Origin of the sequence: Paenibacillus sp. BGI2013 (assembly GCF_002843485.1) — a bacterium.
Lineage (GTDB): Bacteria > Bacillota > Bacilli > Paenibacillales > Paenibacillaceae > Paenibacillus > Paenibacillus amylolyticus.
Map to the genome: position 1 here is coordinate 1 of NZ_PJFA01000008.1, position 19,979 is coordinate 19,979.

General features: G+C 41.5%; 11 protein-coding genes, 1 rRNA gene and 2 CRISPR repeat arrays (1 of these 14 running past the window's edge). Of the genes, 2 read left to right on the forward strand and 10 right to left on the reverse strand.

Annotation, left to right across the window (positions count from 1 at the left end):
• Window positions 1–1,015, reverse strand: a 16S ribosomal RNA gene (locus tag CXK86_RS19555); the annotation flags it as partial.
• A 790-nt stretch (window positions 1,016–1,805) separates the two neighbouring features.
• Here CXK86_RS19555 and CXK86_RS19560 point away from each other — a divergent pair.
• Window positions 1,806–3,542, forward strand: a complete 1,737-nt coding sequence (locus CXK86_RS19560; protein WP_101314295.1) for an ATP-dependent nuclease — start codon at window positions 1,806–1,808, stop codon at window positions 3,540–3,542.
• 35 nt (window positions 3,543–3,577) lie between these two features.
• Window positions 3,578–5,449, forward strand: a complete 1,872-nt coding sequence (locus CXK86_RS19565; protein ID WP_180361797.1) for an ATP-dependent helicase — start codon at window positions 3,578–3,580, stop codon at window positions 5,447–5,449.
• A gap of 40 nt (window positions 5,450–5,489) precedes the next feature.
• Here CXK86_RS19565 and CXK86_RS32140 read toward each other — a convergent pair whose 3' ends face one another.
• From CXK86_RS32140 to CXK86_RS19605, 9 genes are all read right to left on the reverse strand, one after another.
• Entirely contained in the window at window positions 5,490–5,666 is a 177-nt protein-coding gene (locus CXK86_RS32140) for a hypothetical protein (RefSeq protein ID WP_180361798.1), read from the reverse strand.
• A gap of 1,350 nt (window positions 5,667–7,016) precedes the next feature.
• A CRISPR array of direct repeats spans window positions 7,017–9,149; the repeat unit is 33 nt; unit sequence ATTTCAATCCACGCACTCCATACAGAGTGCGAC.
• Window positions 9,150–9,342: 193 nt separating this feature from the next.
• Window positions 9,343–9,633, reverse strand: coding sequence for a CRISPR-associated endonuclease Cas2 (cas2, locus tag CXK86_RS19570; protein ID WP_026081267.1), 291 nt, complete (start codon window positions 9,631–9,633; stop codon window positions 9,343–9,345).
• A gap of 9 nt (window positions 9,634–9,642) precedes the next feature.
• Entirely contained in the window at window positions 9,643–10,674 is a 1,032-nt protein-coding gene (gene cas1c, locus CXK86_RS19575; protein WP_101314297.1) for a type I-C CRISPR-associated endonuclease Cas1c, read from the reverse strand.
• Window positions 10,671–11,330, reverse strand: coding sequence for a CRISPR-associated protein Cas4 (gene cas4, locus CXK86_RS19580; protein WP_017690349.1), 660 nt, complete (start codon window positions 11,328–11,330; stop codon window positions 10,671–10,673). The genes cas1c and cas4 overlap by 4 nt, the downstream gene beginning before the upstream one ends.
• Window positions 11,317–12,186, reverse strand: a complete 870-nt coding sequence (gene cas7c / locus CXK86_RS19585; protein ID WP_101314298.1) for a type I-C CRISPR-associated protein Cas7/Csd2 — start codon at window positions 12,184–12,186, stop codon at window positions 11,317–11,319. Before cas7c ends, cas4 begins: the two co-directional genes overlap by 14 nt.
• On the reverse strand, window positions 12,187–14,118 hold the full coding sequence (cas8c, locus tag CXK86_RS19590; RefSeq protein WP_101314299.1) for a type I-C CRISPR-associated protein Cas8c/Csd1: 1,932 nt from the start codon (window positions 14,116–14,118) through the stop codon (window positions 12,187–12,189).
• Complete coding sequence (cas5c, locus tag CXK86_RS19595; RefSeq protein WP_101314300.1) at window positions 14,115–14,837, reverse strand: type I-C CRISPR-associated protein Cas5c; 723 nt, start codon at window positions 14,835–14,837, stop codon at window positions 14,115–14,117. The genes cas8c and cas5c overlap by 4 nt, the downstream gene beginning before the upstream one ends.
• 80 nt (window positions 14,838–14,917) lie before the next feature.
• Window positions 14,918–17,374: a CRISPR-associated helicase/endonuclease Cas3 gene (locus CXK86_RS19600; protein WP_101314301.1), complete on the reverse strand. Its 2,457-nt coding sequence runs from the start codon at window positions 17,372–17,374 to the stop codon at window positions 14,918–14,920.
• 427 nt (window positions 17,375–17,801) lie between these two features.
• Window positions 17,802–18,560 carry a DUF3800 domain-containing protein gene (locus CXK86_RS19605; RefSeq protein WP_180361799.1) on the reverse strand — a complete coding sequence of 253 codons (759 nt, stop codon included), beginning with the start codon at window positions 18,558–18,560 and terminating at the stop codon, window positions 17,802–17,804.
• Between the two features lie 718 nt (window positions 18,561–19,278).
• Window positions 19,279–19,979: a CRISPR direct-repeat array (repeat unit 33 nt); it runs 211 nt beyond the window's last position.

The window sequence follows — 19,979 nt, forward strand, 5'->3', positions numbered from 1 at the left end:
TCAGAGGGATGTCAAGACCTGGTAAGGTTCTTCGCGTTGCTTCGAATTAAACCACATACTCCACTGCTTGTGCGGGTCCCCGTCAATTCCTTTGAGTTTCAGTCTTGCGACCGTACTCCCCAGGCGGAGTGCTTAATGTGTTAACTTCGGCACCAAGGGTATCGAAACCCCTAACACCTAGCACTCATCGTTTACGGCGTGGACTACCAGGGTATCTAATCCTGTTTGCTCCCCACGCTTTCGCGCCTCAGCGTCAGTTACAGCCCAGAGAGTCGCCTTCGCCACTGGTGTTCCTCCACATATCTACGCATTTCACCGCTACACGTGGAATTCCACTCTCCTCTTCTGCACTCAAGTCACCCAGTTTCCAGTGCGATCCGGGGTTGAGCCCCGGGATTAAACACCAGACTTAAATGACCGCCTGCGCGCGCTTTACGCCCAATAATTCCGGACAACGCTTGCCCCCTACGTATTACCGCGGCTGCTGGCACGTAGTTAGCCGGGGCTTTCTTCTCAGGTACCGTCACCTTGAGAGCAGTTACTCTCCCAAGCGTTCTTCCCTGGCAACAGAGCTTTACGATCCGAAAACCTTCATCACTCACGCGGCATTGCTCCGTCAGGCTTTCGCCCATTGCGGAAGATTCCCTACTGCTGCCTCCCGTAGGAGTCTGGGCCGTGTCTCAGTCCCAGTGTGGCCGATCACCCTCTCAGGTCGGCTACGCATCGTCGCCTTGGTGAGCCGTTACCTCACCAACTAGCTAATGCGCCGCAGGCCCATCCCCAAGTGACAGATTGCTCCGTCTTTCCAGTTCTCTTCAGGCGAAGAAAACAACTATTCGGTATTAGCTACCGTTTCCGGTAGTTGTCCCAAACTTGAGGGCAGGTTGCCTACGTGTTACTCACCCGTCCGCCGCTAAGTATCAAGGAAGCAAGCTTCCTATCAACTCCGCTCGACTTGCATGTATTAGGCATGCCGCCAGCGTTCGTCCTGAGCCAGGATCAAACTCTCCAATAAAGTATTGAAAAGAGCGATAAGCTCATTTTGAATCTGACGAGATTAAAAATCTCATTTGTGCTCCAGTCGATCCAAGCCAAGGCTTGTCTCAAACTTTTGCGTTCATTCTGCAAGCAGAATGTTTACTCACTCGTTGTTCAGTTTTCAAAGATCAAACTTGTTTTGCCGACCATTTCTTGGCCGGATAAATAATATATCATGAATAGGATTTGTTTGTAAAGTCTTTTTATTTTTTTATCAGCTCTTTACGGCAGAAGATTTAATGCACCAGACTTAACCCTAATTAATATGATGTAAATTATCAGATTGCTTATTAACCATACTTCCGGCTCCAAGTATGTATATTCGTTTCTTTTAGCTCCCTTGTTGAGTTATAAAGCTCATACGTACGAAATATCAAAATCCATTCCTCCAGGCAGCCCCTATGCGTGTAACGTGTATATCTATTTTTGTTAATGATAATCTACGAACATTGTTGAGATTACAATAAGTATTAGCTACTACTTAGTAAATCCTATTAAATCCCCTAGTTTCATTGTTGTATTTCTCTTATTCCGTTCTTACCGATCCAAACATTAATTCCTTCATCATCTCCAAGAGCTTCCATAACGATATAATCTATCTTAAACAAGAGTGAATGTTTAATACTAATACATAAATTAGTGCTGACTCTCTCAACAAGTAAAAATAGAATAATAGTAATATCACTTATCCATGCTTACAGGTGTATTTAAGAATGTGTCGAATATCATATGCTTATCTAGTTTAAACGATACTACCGGAGGCAACAATGAGTATAATCTTGCACGAAGTCAGAATAAAAAATTTTAGAGCATTGAAAGACATTAAAGTTAAATTGTCCCCTCTCACGATACTAGTCGGGACGAATAATTCAGGTAAAACATCATTTTTAAAAGCGTTAGAGCTTGTATTCGGGTTAGATCGCAAACTTATTCGTAAAGAAGACTTTCATGCCACTATAGATAAACTGATAGCGACTGAACAGAGTTCTACTATAGATACTTTAATTACACCTACAGGACAAGACTCAAAGAGAGTTCCAATTTTTGATGAAACTTGGTCGAGCCACTGGGGAGCAAACGCAATACGAACGGATGAGAATGATTTAGAATACGTTGCAATTAGAACCACAATTAGATTTGATGAATTAAAAAGAGACTTCTCATTGGAACAACATTTTCTATCCGATTGGGACGAGAATCCTGACGAATGGTGGACATCAGCTCTTTTAGATAAAATTCCTCTAAGTATCATGGAAAAACTACCTTTGTTGTATCTAGACGCACAGAGAGATATCCATAGAGAAATGCGAAATCCTCATTCCTTTTGGGGTAAACTAATTTCCGACATTAATCTAAATGAAGATCAATTGGAACGCATCGAAGCTGATCTTCTAAGATTAAACACAGAGATTGTTAGCAACAGTACCATTTTGGCACATTTACAGCAGAATTTAAAAGAGCTAAATCTGTTTTCATCGGGAGAACACAATGGCGTTGAAATAACACCTATAGTAAGAAAGATCAGAGATATATATCGAGGTATTGACGTTCTCTTTAGTGAGCCAGGTGACGATAGTTTTCCACTTGAATATCATGGCATGGGAACAAGGAGCTGGGCAACTTTACTCGCATTTCGTAGTTATGCTTCATGGATTGAGGGAGTTAACCAAGAAAAGAACTTACCTTTTTGGAGTATCTTAGCACTGGAGGAGCCTGAATCACACTTACACCCTCAGGCACAGAGAAACATTTTAAAACAAATGGCATCATTTAATGGTCAGAAAATAATCAGTACTCATTCACCCTACATTGCTAGCTTTGCACCATTAGAATCAATTAGGCATTTTAGCAAACATGATTCACGAACAGCGGTTTCTGAGATTAATATGACTACTATGCATAGGGATGATATTCGAAAAATAAATAGAGAAGTAATGAACAGCCGCGGTGAATTACTCTTCTCAAAATGTATTATTCTTTGTGAAGGAGAAACAGAAGAACAAGCATTACCTATTTTTTTTGAGGCTCATTTCGGTTGTAACCCATTTGAACTTGGAATTAATATTATTGGGGTGGGCGGAAAAGGAAAGAAGTACCTTCCTTTTCTCCATGTTGCACAAGGATTAAATATTGATTGGCTTATTTTCTCTGATGGTGAAAAAGACGTTTTAGATCAACTTAATGAGGCTCTCTTACTCGTTGATACTAACCTTCAAGATCCTAGAGTCATTTATTTTGAGAATCATCAAAACTATGAACAATATATATTAGCTCATTATCGTGAAGAAGCGATTAGTGCTATTATTGAGTACGATGCAGTAAATGAGCAGCATAAGGCAGTATTGCAAGAAAAGGAATACTCTGATGAAGATGTTTTGACAAAACTACAAAGTGGAAAAACTAAATATGCTTCTGTACTTGCTGAAACAATTGTCACGATGGCAGACTCTGAGATAGAAATTCCAGAGAAAATCAGACAATTATTTCTACAAATCAAAACATAATTTTATAAAATGGCAGGTGATTCATTTTGGATTATATGACCTCTGAGGATCATCAAAAAGTGATCGAACATATTCATGGTCCCATATTAGTTAATGCAGGACCTCAAACTGGAATACACACAACCTCAATAAAGAGGCTGGAACATATACTTAAGAATGTTAAAGGAAATTACAAAATTCTAATTTTAACTTACAATCGTTTGTTGGCTAAACAGTTCAAAGAGAGAATATTAAATGAAATTCAAAGTGATGATAAAAATATTCTAGAGAGATTTTTTGTCGGAACCATACATCAATTTGCAAAAGATATTGTTGAAACTCGAGGGGATGTTTTAGGTCTTAAAACTAAAGAAATCGTTTTAATAGATAGTTCAGAATCAGAGAATATTCTTAAAGAAATACTCATCACCCGTTCAAATACTAATTCACCTTCTCAAAATTTAAGTCAAACAAATAACGTAAATATAGTAAGAGAGATTTTATATTATATCAGTCGTCAAAAAAGAGAGCTGAAACTTCCTCTCCCTTTTGAAGAACACATTGATGATGATGATAAAAGATTCTACGACTCTATTTATTATGAATATGATCTATATTTAAAGGCCCGGTCGTTAATGGACTTAGATGATCTCATTTTACTTGCATATAGAATAATTAATGAAAAGCCTTCTATTAATCAAATTTACCAAAGAATTTTTAAATTTGCTTATATATTTGAAGCACAGGACTTAACTTACGCATCATATCAATTTTTGCAAACATTATATCCTAAACATAACAGTAATATTATGCTCGTTGGTGATAAAAACCAAGCCATACATTCTTTCACAGGTGCTAGTACCTCTTTTATGGAACAATTCGAAACCTATTATGACCCGACTATTGTTAAACTAAAAAATAATTACCGTTCCTCACCCGAGATTGCATCTCTTATAGATAAGTTAATTTCAAAATCAAGTTTTTCATCCAGTTCTTCAAAAAATGGCTCGGTGATTATTAAAGAATTAGAAAATGAGGAGAAAGAAGCAATATGGATTGCAGAAAATATTTCAAATCTGGTCAAACAAGGACATTCTGAATTAAATGAGAAGATTCATTGGGACAATATTGCTGTAATTGCAAGAAACCGTTCATCGCTCCGAAGAATCGAAAAACAATTTTCAGAAGATAATATACCCTTTATCAACAAAACATTTGGTATATTAGAGAGCGAATCAACTATTATGCAAGTATTTGAATCGGGTTTTAGACTTTTGATTAATCACAATGATAGGTATCATCTTGACCTCTTTCAAAGTTTAATTGGGGTGGAAAATAAAAATTCGATCAATTACAACAGCACTGAAAACGGAATTGCTTTACTTAAACATTTCGAGTCAATAGTCGGCAAGGAATGGAAAAATAACTATAAAGCATTATTAGATGCATGGTCATATTTATGGGGACCTGATATGAATTTTTCAGATGCAATACTCGTTTTAGAAAAGTACTTCATGTCTGAAAAACCTGTTGCAAGTGTAGAGGAAACAAATGTTTTTATGAGTGATCTGAAAATGTGGCGAGATAATTGGAATATGTATATTCGGGATACCAATGAATACAGTTTGATTTCCTTTAAGAACAAATTTAACTCCTTATCAAGAACAACCGGTTCCGGTGGTGTTTGGTTACTAACTCCATCTTCTTCGAAAGGTTTTGAGTTTGATGTCGTGCATGTACTCGGAATAAATGAAGGAGTCTTCCCGATGAACGAACTTACAGTAGAAGAAGACAGACAAGTATTATATGTAGCCATAAGTCGTGCTAGAAAACTTTTGTATCTATCTTATATCAAGTCAAGTTCATTAAAAATGGGTGCTAGCTATAGACAACCTTCCCGCTTCCTTAAAGAGATGAAATTATTATAGATGGTAAATGTGAGTGTTTAAAAATTCAGGGATTTTGTTCTCAAAATGGTGCATTGACCACACCCTTTTTAACTAATATTATTTCCTTTAGGTTAAAACCAAGGTCCGTACCAACGCTAAAAGCGCCGGAGATTTTCCCCGACGCTTTTTTACGTTCCACATAGAAATCGTTAATGAGAAGCAGATTCGAGTGAAATTCCGGAAAACCAATGTCCATTCATGATAACTAAGGGTGCCTACCAACCTTAAATGGTAGAATGAATGGTTATGCCGGAATAAAAAAAGGGAACTATTATCTAAAAGACGGATTACATAGAAAAGCTAAACCTACACTCACTTAGGAAATCATATCGGAGTGTTGACTCCTGAAGGAGATCCACATCAAGGGCGTTACATAAAAAAAGCAACTGAAATAAGCGAAAAAGGTAAGCCATTCTCTTGAGGTAGGCGTTGTTAAATATCATTTTTTATAATCGTGTAATTCGTATGAATTAAAATCGTAATTAAACTAAACCCTTAGTTTTCATGGCTACAGACAGCCATTCATCGGCTTGCTTTGTTTCACCTACACATTCAATCAACCAAACGGAGTACAGCATAACCCGCTCATTGAATTCTTAGACATAACAGCTAATTCAATTTAGGCACTCCATACGGAGTGCGTCCCAATTTCTATTGGATCTGAGGAACTACCTGAGATATTTCAATCCACGCACTCATAGAGAGTGCGACATCAAAAAAGACGTGTCATCTCTATTACACAAATGATATTGACATCTTTTCAGTATTTCAACTTTCCTTTATTCGATCAGCATGACAATTATCGTTGTAAACTTACTCGGAGGGGAAGGTGTACCGGGTCGATTCAACCACAATACATTAAGTAAAAAGAACTATCAATAACTTAATGGATTAAAAAGAACAGTTGCCAAGATGGCAGACTGTTCCTGATTTCTTAACCGTTAGTTTAATTGGGTGGTACATATTATGGTCAGTATCAAATATAAATCACGTAATCTGACCTTACTTCCTCCACATGCCCTGATTCTAAACAAATTTCTTATCAATTTGAAGCCAAGTGAACAAAGATAAACCATTAAACGTCCCTTCTTTATGTGTACCTGGAACCGTGGTCCGCAAGTGCTTGGTTTGTTCATCTAATTCAATTATTTCGGTCCATCTGGATTCATGCTTCATCCACTATCAATATATTAAACATACAACAGACATTCTCAACTCTAAGGTTTCTCTAGCTAAGTCATATTACGAATCATATGAAAGCCAGGACGTGGTAGGTGTGCTACTAGGGCTTATTGTTTCAAACGATGGACAGAGGAACTATTCAGATTTAACATGATGCATGTTACTCAAAATGTCTCCAGTGACTGGATTATTAGAATGGCATTTCCGGGTTATTAGCTCAATCATGAACGTATTCAAATCACTTTCTTTTTCTATAAGTCACCAAAAGAATGAATTTGTTAGACAACTTTTTTCGAATTGGCCACTTATCTATAAAATACGGAGTGAGACTTGCCTTAGAGGATGCCACTGTTTATCCTGTACCAATTCAATCCACGCACTCCATACAGAGTGCGACCGGAATTTTTCCGATCAAAAGATTAATTTGTTAGAATTTCAATCCACGCACTCCATACAGAGTGCGACTGGCGTTAAATGAGATGTTAACCACGGATGATGTATTTCAATCCACGCACTCCATACAGAGTGCGACTGTTTGCATGAGCCATAGCCGCCGCGATATGACATTTCAATCCACGCACTCCATACAGAGTGCGACCATCAGTTGCCCGTCTTTATCTTTAAATCGGTTTATTTCAATCCACGCACTCCATACAGAGTGCGACTCGTGGGTTCGATTCCCACAGGCGGCATTACAAACATTTCAATCCACGCACTCCATACAGAGTGCGACGTTTGGGAAAAGGCTAACCCGATTGCGGCATCCCATATTTCAATCCACGCACTCCATACAGAGTGCGACGAACGGAGGAAGGGACATGGATAGTTCTGTTATCGATTTCAATCCACGCACTCCATACAGAGTGCGACGGGGATCTGCCGATGAGCGTTAATATCCATTCGAGATTTCAATCCACGCACTCCATACAGAGTGCGACGGAATGCGTCTTGTGCACCCAATTCCCATAGTTTATTTCAATCCACGCACTCCATACAGAGTGCGACCATGTAACTTGTGCGGTTGATTTAGAACGGGGAGGTTTATTTCAATCCACGCACTCCATACAGAGTGCGACCAACGCCAAGAATACGATCGTATTAGGAGATTACAATTTCAATCCACGCACTCCATACAGAGTGCGACTGGCGAGGATCGAGGAGGCTAACATTGTGATACTATTTCAATCCACGCACTCCATACAGAGTGCGACCCGAATACATGAAAGCTTGTTTACCGGACATCAGATTTCAATCCACGCACTCCATACAGAGTGCGACCACTTGAGAGTGGAAACCTGAAAGTCAATGTTAAATTTCAATCCACGCACTCCATACAGAGTGCGACGTAACGGAATAGAGGGTGCAGCATTCGCCCTGAAGATTTCAATCCACGCACTCCATACAGAGTGCGACGTTAATAGTGATCGGTTCGATAGTGAGTCTATTATATTTCAATCCACGCACTCCATACAGAGTGCGACGTGATCCGCACCGTAATTCCAGGTCAGGCTCAGGATTTCAATCCACGCACTCCATACAGAGTGCGACTTCGATCAGTAACGCAAGCCCTATGGCTTATGTATTTCAATCCACGCACTCCATACAGAGTGCGACCGCTGCTTGAGTTCTATGGTAAGCGTAAGAAGGGTATTTCAATCCACGCACTCCATACAGAGTGCGACGACGGGGAGGGCTACGGCCCTCTTTGACCCTGCAGATTTCAATCCACGCACTCCATACAGAGTGCGACCCCACGGCGAGCGACGTTTTTACGTTGCATTATTAATTTCAATCCACGCACTCCATACAGAGTGCGACTTTCCGTTATGACATGTATGACCCAAACACTGGTATTTCAATCCACGCACTCCATACAGAGTGCGACGTTGGTGTGCCACACCCGTACCTCTACTGCTTCAGAATTTCAATCCACGCACTCCATACAGAGTGCGACCCATTGCTGCAACTTCCCAAATCAGAGATGTTGCCGATTTCAATCCACGCACTCCATACAGAGTGCGACCCTGAGAAGTTCGCTCACATCTCCAAAGAGTTAAAATTTCAATCCACGCACTCCATACAGAGTGCGACTAGAGCTTGTTATACAGCGGACGTGCTCTTTCAGGATTTCAATCCACGCACTCCATACAGAGTGCGACAGGATAAGTTGCATGATTTGTTAGTGGCTCTAGGATTTCAATCCACGCACTCCATACAGAGTGCGACCGGATACCTCGTCATAGACTTCCAGAACATCTTAAATTTCAATCCACGCACTCCATACAGAGTGCGACAGACGTTGACTTACACAACATTAAACGGTTCATTATTTCAATCCACGCACTCCATACAGAGTGCGACACCTTTAACCCTGTTAGCCACATAAAAGCTAAGAGATTTCAATCCACGCACTCCATACAGAGTGCGACGATTATGAAGTACACCACTCAGCCTGCCAAGAAAGATTTCAATCCACGCACTCCATACAGAGTGCGACAGCGAAAAGTGACGTAATAACTATGCTTGAAGAATAACTATTAACGTATTTTCGATATTTATACTACTTTAAACCGGTTATCACAAACTTTCGACCATAAATCATTGCCAAAAGGTCACAATAAAGACCTTTTCGACAAATTCCGAGGTGCGAATCCCCCAGGGAAATCATGTGAGCTTGGCATTCGCACCTGCTAGAGTATTAACGGATCGCCCATATCATAGGAATCTTTGGCACCTACATGTTGAACTTTACTTTTGTAATTATCACCTAAGTTATAAAATCGAAGACTATCTGTATCCTTATCAATCAATTCTTCTAGTTCGAATCTTAATCGTCTAAATTGGGCAGCATCCAGTATACATTCAAACACCGAGTTCTGCACTCGCTGACCGTGATCCACACACTTTTTCGCCACTTTAGATAGTCTTCTTCGGCCTTCACTATCTATCGTGCTTACATCATACGTAATCAAAATAAGCAATCATCACACCTACTTCCACAGAAACGGAGGATATTCATCCAGATCACCTCGTATATACCTGGCCAATAGCAATGCTTGAGTATAGGGTACAAGCCCCCAAGGTATTTTTTCATTCAAATACGGATGCATAATCTTTTCCTGTTTGCGTTCTTGCCATGCTTTTAACACTTTCTTTCTCGTCTCATCATCCATAATCACTGCGAGATTTTCTTTCACATAAAAACCTTTATCGTTAACTACCTTCTTATTAATGAGAGAAAGTACAAATCGGTCTGCGTACACTCCTCGAAGTTCCTCCATCATATCCAATGCAAGAGAAGCTCTGCCAGGACGATCCCTGTGCAAAAAACCGACATATGCATCAAGTCCGACAGATTCAAGTGCAGACTTCATGTCATTAGCGAGCAAGGTATAGGCAAAGGATAATAACGCATTTACTTTATCTAAGGGAGGTCGCCGACTGCGTCCATAAAAGTAAAATGACTCCTTTTGCTGGAGAATCAGATCATCGAACACAGAGTTATATTGAACGGCAGCCGATCCTTCCAATCCGCGCAATATATCCAATTGCTCCACCTCGCGCAACAGCTTCATCGTTTCGCCTAGCGACTCCGTAACCTTCTTGATTCGTTCCGTCTCGATGCGTAATGCATAATCCCGTGTGGCTCGTTCCAAAATCCACTTGTTGTTGTATAACTTGCCTGTAATCATATTACGAGCAACCCGCGCACTACGCACCTCATCGTCCGAGATACGATACTGTTCTTTGCGAAGAACCACATTTCCTCGATCCTCACCAATCACCCGTGCGAGGAATCGCCCCGTTCGTGTCATAAATGTCAAACTTACATTTCGTGAAGCACAAGCCCCCATCAATGCTGGACTTACTCCAGCATAGCCAAAGGTACAAACGGCCTCCAAATTATGCAGCGGATAGCGAGCAAGAATTTCTTCCTCCTGCTTCACCACAATGTTTTCCCCATCCAGTCCAAGGTATGTATCGGGTAATGTTACAAATAAGGTGTTCAGCAGCTTTTTCATTCATTCAACCTGCTTTCGATGTAACTTGAAACGGAGCGTTTGTTCAAGATATCAGGTACACAAATATTGTTTAAAGAACAACTCAGGCAATGTGGCCCGGCTTTGGCTTTGGGTGTATGGTTCCGCTCAAAATAATGTCTCATCTCTTGAATACTTGCCTTCACTCGTTCCCGATCTGCCGCAGTAATGATGACTTCAACCCTATGTTTGATCTCGTCATAATAAAAATAGGCCTTGGGAATATCACATACGAGCATTTCTTCGAGACATATGACTTGTGCTACCAATTGGGAGTGATCCGAATCATTTCGTTTGGGCTTCCCACGTTTGTATTCAACAGGATAAGGAAGGTATAACCCTTCCTCTCCCGCAAGTGGAACTCCAGATGGATCACGAATGAATTCAACCACATCACAGATGCCTGTGATCCCAAGTTCCCTCGATTGCACCGGAAGCGCACGAACCACCAGTTTATCGCCTCGTTTCTCACGAAGCGCTGGTTGATCTGCTTTTCGATGCAGATGATCACCCTCAATGGTGCGCACGTTGTCTTCCCACTGCTGTTCGATATGAATTAATGCCCACTGCCTTCTGCAAAAGTTAAAATGCTGAATACCCGAAAGCAGCAGATAATCCTCTTCGTTATAGTCCTTCATATTCTTGGACTGCCAAGCCTTCCAGTGGCACCACCGTATAGTTATAATCATCGTAGGACTTTGCTTCTGCTACGTCTGGCTTCAATTGAATTTGCAGAGAACGATGTACTTTCGCAGATGAATATTGCCCCATCTTGGAACTATGCTCCCACCAATACAGTTGGTGCACCTCCATACTACCGTCAGGACGGGCAGAAGACGTATCATTTTCAAATAACGTTCTCAGTGATTCACGAATTTTCTCTGCGTCTTCATATGTAAAGCCGGTCTTCTCAGCCAGTTGCGTGTTGATACTGCCATAGAATACATATACTCCAAAATCTACGCGATGCTTCATGCCCATCGTATCAGATCCTTTTTTGTCCGGATCTTTAGCCGTTGTGACCGAGTTTACACTCTTCGTAATCTGCATGCTGGAAATATCAATCCGATCCAAGCTTACCGCAGTGTGGATGGATACTGGACCCCGAATACCCACAGAGACATCGGTACCGCTAAAAGCAAATACTTGTCCAAAGCTACGTACGTCTATCCAGGATTGACAAGCAGCCTCCGCATACAGATCTTTGTTTGCCTTCTTGCCTTTGGCATGTTCTTGCACATTCTCATTGGCATCAACACGATCTTTAATAGAACGGTGACTATCATTACGTTTTTCATCGGATTGTACGAGAATGGACTCTCCCATATCCTGCAGACGGTTACGAATTTTACGTTTGATACATACATCCGAGATTTCCCCTAAACCATCATAGTTCTGACGAGGGCGGTTTCCATTCAAGGGATCACCATTCGGGTTGGCATTACGAACAGACAGTACAACAGCAAAATCGATTTTGTGATCAAGTATACTCATTTAGTTATCCCCTTGTTCGTTCAATTGGTTTTCATCGTCTTTATCAAGTGCAGCCGCGGCTTCTTTATCTTTTCTACTTGTATATAAATCGTTACGCTGGCTATAAAATCCTAATAAGTATAATCCCGTGAGTGGCTTGTCTGTAAAATCTTCTAATTGAAGTTTGGCTCCAACTTCATCTAGCAACGAATTATAATATCTGGCACTCGTCCCCATTCGCGCTTGGTAAGGTTGGAGATTAGATTGAATAATGCTCCAAGTTCTGCCTGGTCGTTGCGCAAAGGCGTTCATATATCGAATGGCATTTGTTGCTCGTTTTTCCTCTTTTCCCAGAGCACTTCTCTCTAATACATCTGCAATGGCAAGCATTCTGCCAAATAAGTAGCTACGATCCGTTGTTTCGGTATTCAGACTCACTCCGTACCCCTCCTTCTTATTAACAAGTGCGCAAGTAATACTCAGCGTTTTCTCCCATTCCCAATTTTCCATGCCTACCGGGTTGGATGCACGTTGGATAGAACTGCGAACAATATCCAGCGGAATGGGACGTTGATCAATGATACATGGAAGCATCCGCTCCATGAGTCCTTTAACTACCTTGTCACTGGCTCGTGGGCCATAGGCTGCAAAAGCAATGTCTTTCGTCGCGGGCGCTCCAATAAACGAGACGGGTTTGTCGTTTTTATTTTTACGATAGCGATGTATCCAGTAACAACTCTCATGCCAAGCTGTTATCCGGTCCAGATACTCGTTCTGATCTAAACTCCGATAAAACATAATCGACATTCGTCCTGGTGTTGCCGCATCCAGTGTCATCAAAGTCACTTCATGCTTGGAGTTATACTCCCCATCGTATCGAAAGCCACCAATCGCCTTCCTGATTTGCAAGGCAAAATCCTTATGTGTTGTATCTCCACCAGCAAGAGCTTCCTGATCATCTTCATCTTCCCATAAACTAAAAGAATCTTCTTGAGGTTCTGGCATATCCAGACTTGTACTACCCCACACCAGAAAAACTTTGCCGTCTATAGTGGTTCCTTGTCGATCAATAAGCCACTTCAGCGCGTTATGGCCTTTCTGTGAAGCTTCGTAGCTGACTACCGCTGCATCACGACTGGTACGAAAACGTCCCCGATACGTAAATCCACTAGAGTCGTTGGCGGAGATCAACTTGGACTTGTCCCCTGAGTGACGTATGCGAGAAGCATGTTTATCAGCAACTGGTAGGTAATCTCCTGTCACGAAACAGATATCCTTGTCCTGCAAACTCATCTCGTAGAACTGGATAAATGATTGTTGCACCGAAGCATCCCGCCATAGTCTGGATTCGGGTTCTCCTGGAATATTTACAGCAAATCGGACAAATGCACCACTCTGATCCGAAGCAATGACATTGAAGATGTCAGGCTTTTTCCCTTCCTGGTCGCCAGGCCCTGCGATCCACTTCTCCAGCAGCTTACCTTGGCTATCCACATGAAGTATGCCTCTGCTTACTAAATCAGCGATGAGTGTGCCTTTGCTGACATAGTGAAGCACACTCTGTACTCTAGGGTGACTAAAGGGAGATTCGCACCAAGCTTTCAGTTGGATCAAATAATCTTGATACGGTGTTCCTTTGGCTTCTCCGCAGAACTGAGTGTAATCTCCTGCAACATAGGCTAACTTGTCAAAAAGCGGATACGGTACAGGCGCACTCGTTCGACTTGCGGAAGCTTCGGTGCAAGGGATAATCGTGCTGCCATCATTCTTTTCTACTACTTTGGCATTTACGATATCTCCTTTTTCATTCAGATGCACTTCAATATGCGCGGTCTGGGTTGTGTGCGAGATTGGAATCAAGGCGTATTCCTTGCCGCTTTTCTTCATTTCAAATTGCCCTACGACCTCGGCGTGATCATCATACGTTTTGCTTAAATTAGCAAGCCAGCTCATTTACTCACCTCATTATCAAACCACTCTGAGTGTAAATCATCAACAGACTGCATATTCTCTGAGCCAAATATCTTAGCTGTACCTTCTCCCGCTTTGCGTACCAATGTACATTCATCCGGACGGATAAAACGAATCACACCATGTTGCATTTTCGCTTTCCACAGACGAACCTCTCGCACATTGCTTCCCGTTTCATCCGGGTAATTGATTCCATGTATCATCGTGCCAAAATCAAGCTCACCTATACGATCATAGAAGCTCTCGCCTTCACCGAACTGGCAAAGTTCGACGTAGCCCTGACATTCACGAGTTCCCAAGAAAATATCTCTTCGTCCTCCAACCTGGACAGCTCGTTTAGCGATATTGTGGTGTTTGTGTTCGTTTTGGTCATGTACCAGATCTTCACGATGAGGATTAAATTCAAAATGAGCCTTCACCTGATATCGAACATCTCTTAAATAGGTGTAATAGGCCAGTGTATTTCCCCCGCTGTATTCAATCGGACGCATGCCCTTCGATTCTGTTTGAATTGGATTCATGATGCGGACTTCGTCTATAATCCAGATCAGCGTTGGCTTCCAGTAAATGGATTCAACGATCCCTTTGAGGGCTTGATATGTAGGAATCTGATAAGAGAATTTTTCTCCTCCAAGTTTCGTGAGTGGATCGGTAAATAACGCATAGTTTCCCGACACCTCAAACTCGATTTGGTTTCTCAATTTTTCGGCTCCTTTCTATTGGATATAGGAGGGAGAAACATGTGTCATGAAGCTCCCCACTTTACGTTAGCCTGACCGTTTCATACCATCATTGTTTCCCAAGCGCCCTCCCCTTTGGATTCCACACCAAAGTCTTCAGAGTATGCTGGTTCCCGTAGAGCAAGGACGTGACCATGTAACAATGGATACAAGTCCCCACTTTTTTCTAATGTCTTGAGTTCGTGATCATAGATGTTCACCGTATACTGTTGGGCTTTTCGCAACAGATCCCCCAATTCACTCGGCTCCAACTCACCATTCAGGTCAATAATCAGTTCCCTGCCTTCTTCTCCGTAAGGAACAAGGACAGCAGTGGCATTCGTCGATATTGCTTCAAAATATTTCTCTGCTGTAGCGATCGCATAATGATTAACAACCTCTGGTTTTGTAGCATGTTTCTTTTGATATGCATCCACGTAATAGCGATTCCGGTCCATCAGATCAAACAAGTTCTGTTCGAGCTTAGGAATGGGGTAATGCATTTTTTCTTGAATATCGTGAAAGTAATATTTAAAATAACGAGCGATTGCTTCAGAAGATAATAAATCATTCCCCAGTGACTCCGGATCTTCCCTGAAATCATGGAGCACTCGCTCAGTTTTCTCGGCACCAATTTTAATCTCAGGTAAGTGGGTCAATACTTCATCCGACGATCGGATAATGTATACATTACGAATCTCATCTTTGCCGTGCCGATTACATCGACCAGCCGCCTGGGCTATGGAATCCAAACCAGCCAATGATCGAACCACACATTCGAAGCTGATGTTCACCCCTGCCTCAATAAGCTGTGTGCTCACACAGATGATTCGTTCTCCCTTGGCCAGTCGTTGGATTACGCCATTCTCTCCAGATAGGACTTCTTTACGATGTGCAGCACACATATTAGTACTTAGATGAACAATTTGAACCCCGCTGTCTTGTAGCCATTCCTCTTCATTCAAGTGTTCAAACAGTTTACGGACTGCCGTTTTTGTGTTTAAAATGACCAGTACGCTGTTTACTTCTCTCATTTGTTCCTGTACAAAAGAAGATAATTCTTCTGCGTCCCAGCCTGAGGCTGTATCTTGTGTAAGATCATGCAATTCGACTCGTTTGAAACTGCGTCCAACGCGGTCTAAATTCTGTATAATCTCAGGTTGCTCCGAAAAATGAAGTTTGTGCTTCACAAAATCAAGCGCGGGTTGAGTAGCTGTACAGAGCAACAAACTGGAGCGTCCAATCACATGCAGGAAATTCAGTGCAGCGTTGAAGAGTGAGATGCATCGAACAGGAACGGATTGCACTTCATCAAATACGATGACTGCATTGGAAAGCTGATGTAATCTTCGTACGTTTCGGGTTCCTTTCGCATAGAAAGTATTCAGGAACTGGACCATCGTCGTAAAAATAATAGGCCGATCCCAGTGATCACGTGCAAGCTTAAGACTCTGTTTGCGCGCATCATAGGTTTCCCCTTCGTCGCCCTCTTTGCGTTCATCATCCATGTCATCTACAACGTTAGAGTGATGCTCCAAAATCATGTCATCGTTCTGCAAAATGCTGCGAATCTCTGCCGCGTTCTGTTCAATAATGGTCGTATACGGAACGATATATATAATCCGTTGCTTGTTATGTTCAATGGCATGTTTTAGGGCGTAACGCATACTCGCAAGTGTTTTCCCCCCTCCCGTTGGTATAGAAAGGGTGTATACGCCGGAAGGACGAAGTGCGAATTCTTCGCATTGTCTGGACATTTCCCGCCGTAATCGATTAATGGGTGTGTTTGCTTTACTTCCTTGCTCAAGGCCGGTTAAATGTTGAGATAACAACTCATGGCTTGTTTGAAAAAACGACTTATAATCTACTTTATCTGAGGATGATTCATTTTCTTCAAACTGTCTTGTATTGGTTCGATCTGCCTCGATCAGGCAACTAAAGATATATTTAATGAGCAGTGAACCCGCAATGCGTGGAAGTTTATGCTTATTGATAATTTGTATGTATTGTTGAAGCTCTGAGGTGGCTAATTCGAATAACTTATCCAAACGTTCAGGAGGATTCAGCTTGAAAAACTCTTCTTTGGCTTGCTCATAGTGTTCTAATTCCTTGGAAACAACACGCTCCAGGTATGGTGAAGTTTTATCAGGCGAGATGTAGTCTCTTAGACCCTGATGATGTGAGATAATACAGTTGGCAATCCATTCTGCGGTATACTTGTCCTGAGCAGTTGCACCACTGACATGGTAACGATAATGCAGCAACTTGCCACCGGCAGTTGAGTGATCTACAGAACCTTTACGGGGAGGGGCATCGGGATGAGCTACTGCTTCCAGAATGTAATTTCGAAAAGCATCTGTATTTTTCCCCATATCATGTAAAAGGCCGGAAATCCCCGCCAAATATCTGACACCTATTTTCTCTCCAGCCTGCTCGGCTCCTTGTTGCACTTCAACCAAATGATCTTGAACGGTCTGAATTTCTCCATCTTTCTGACGGATATGGGCAATATAGGTCATACAAGTTCACTTCTTCCTTTCAGAAAAGAGATCCCAATTCGTCCCCTTCTCTACACTCATTAATTAGGAAAAATACTTATTATTAACATTTCGACTTCAGGCGACAAACTCCTTTTTATTTTCCGAAAAATTCTTGGTTTTTATCTCCACTAAGCCGTGTTGAACTTGTTATTTCATTGACTTAGATTCAGATACAGCGTATAATATTGAATATATAAAGTTAATTGACTCGCACATTGGTTCGACCTAATTAACTTTCTAAAAGGGAACCTTCATGTTAACTCGTACATTGGTCCGACCTAATTTGAAGGTCCCCTTTTTGCATCGTGCATAATGAAGCCCAATATTGGGTATACTATTATCAGTGGCCGCACATTGGTTCGACCACTTTAAGGGAGCGTACATTGGTACGCTCCCTTAATTGCAATCACCTATACTCCCATACTGTGGGGGATAAAGGAGCTATCTTTTTTTGATATAGGTTTATTAATTCTTTATTATTTGCTTTACGAGGTGCATACCCGTATTCGTATCGAAAAAAGATAGTTGTAAGAAATACAATGATGTCAGCTAACTGTACTAACTGGCAGTGGTGTGAGTTCTGAAGGAAAGAGCTATAATATATACGATCACTCGTAGTCTCCTGTCGGATAACTTGAATTAAAAGCTCTCTCTCGTCGTCGCGCCCCTCGTCAGGAATAACAATTCCTGTTTCATTCCTTTGAATGAGTTCTTTCTCTATTAATTGAATTAAATTACTCATTCCAAGCTGGTGCATGTTAGTATGACCTGTATCGCCTGTATTTTGTTTATATGTATTTTTATTAATTACAGAGGCAATCACTTTACCCCCATGTTTATCAATAAGCTCTAACATTTCTTCAGCAAGCTTAAACCGATCGATCATCGGAATTTTAGAATATAGATCGTCCCCGTCAAAGAAAGACTTACTGTGAATTTCATACTTTTGGAAAAATGGTAATGTATTAACCTGTTTTATTGTCAACCCTTTTATCTCACCTTTGATATGTAAAGCGGCTTTAAAGGACAATGCTTCAAAATCCCGTTCAAGCTTTATAACATTAGCGTTAGGAACTAAAATCCCACCATAACAAACCACAGGTTGTTTTTTCATATCTTTAAATCCATTATTTCCAGACTCATCTAAATAAAATCCATTTATCACATGTTTCCCTCCTTGATATCTTAATAGGATAGTAAACCGTATATTCTTTTGTGTTCTAAATTTATATACTTCACAATTTTGATAATTACTTGCGCACCCTTTTAAAGGGTGCGCCTTTTTGCAACAAAACTTACAATGACAATCTAGCATTTTCAATCCGCGCAATTCAGAGAAGTGCGACATATTACAATTACAATATAGCAGAAGATTTATATAATATCAAATCCTTGCGCAAAAAAATTTACTTCTATTCGTAATGGAAGTAATTCACACGAAAATGATTTTACTTATCTGCTGTCATCTTGCTAAATTTTAGCACAAAAACATACCCCCTTATATAACTTTTCAAGTCTACTTTAGGGTGTCGCTTAGAGAAAGGAAAGACTTTGGGGATTGGAATTGTACTCCATATGGCGTACGACTCATTGGATCCTCTCAAACATTCACGCAGATTTAATCCACTCACTCATTTAACCCTGCCCCGTTCAATCGTCCAGCTTCTATTGACTTAGACATATTCAATTTAGGCACTTCATACTTAGGCGACTAATTATACCAGAGCTTACATGTCAGATGCTGCCATTTCAACACACGCACTCTTTAAATAGTGCGACGTATCAAGGGGCCAGACGCTTCGGGGACGTAACTGATTTCATCCACGCAACCCCATACGGAGTGCGACTTTATGGAGGTTTTTGTTTAGCAATTCGCTAATCAAATTTCAATCCACGCACTCCACACGGAGTGCGACCAGCAGATGGCACAGCGGTAGCGATATTTTCAGGGATTTCAATCCATGCACTCCACACGGAGTGCGACTGCGGAGGGCTCTTTTTTGCGTTTCAATTTCACTATTTCAATCCACGCACTCCACACGGAGTGCGACTGTCAATGCTAACGCTTTGGTTTTCATTTGCGTTTATTTCAATCCACGCACTCCACACGGAGTGCGACCGGATTGTCTACTCGCTTTAATAGCTTCTCAAGCCATTTCAATCCACGCACTCCACACGGAGTGCGACCTGGTACCGGATTCCCCTACCCTTTATGGATAATCATTTCAATCCACGCACTCCACACGGAGTGCGACAGGAGCGAAACGGATATGACAAAGGTAGTAGGGATTATTTCAATCCACGCACTCCACACGGAGTGCGACAACACTTTTTATGAATGAAACAAGCGAAAACGTATTTCAATCCACGCACTCCACACGGAGTGCGACTTGCAGCCGACACGCCAGAAAACCAAAAGTTGATTATTTCAATCCACGCACTCCACACGGAGTGCGACCATACCCGCATAAAGGAGGACGGTCCATTCACGATTTCAATCCACGCACTCCACACGGAGTGCGACCATGAATGGCATGCTGCATGTGTACACGGATTTAATTTCAATCCACGCACTCCACACGGA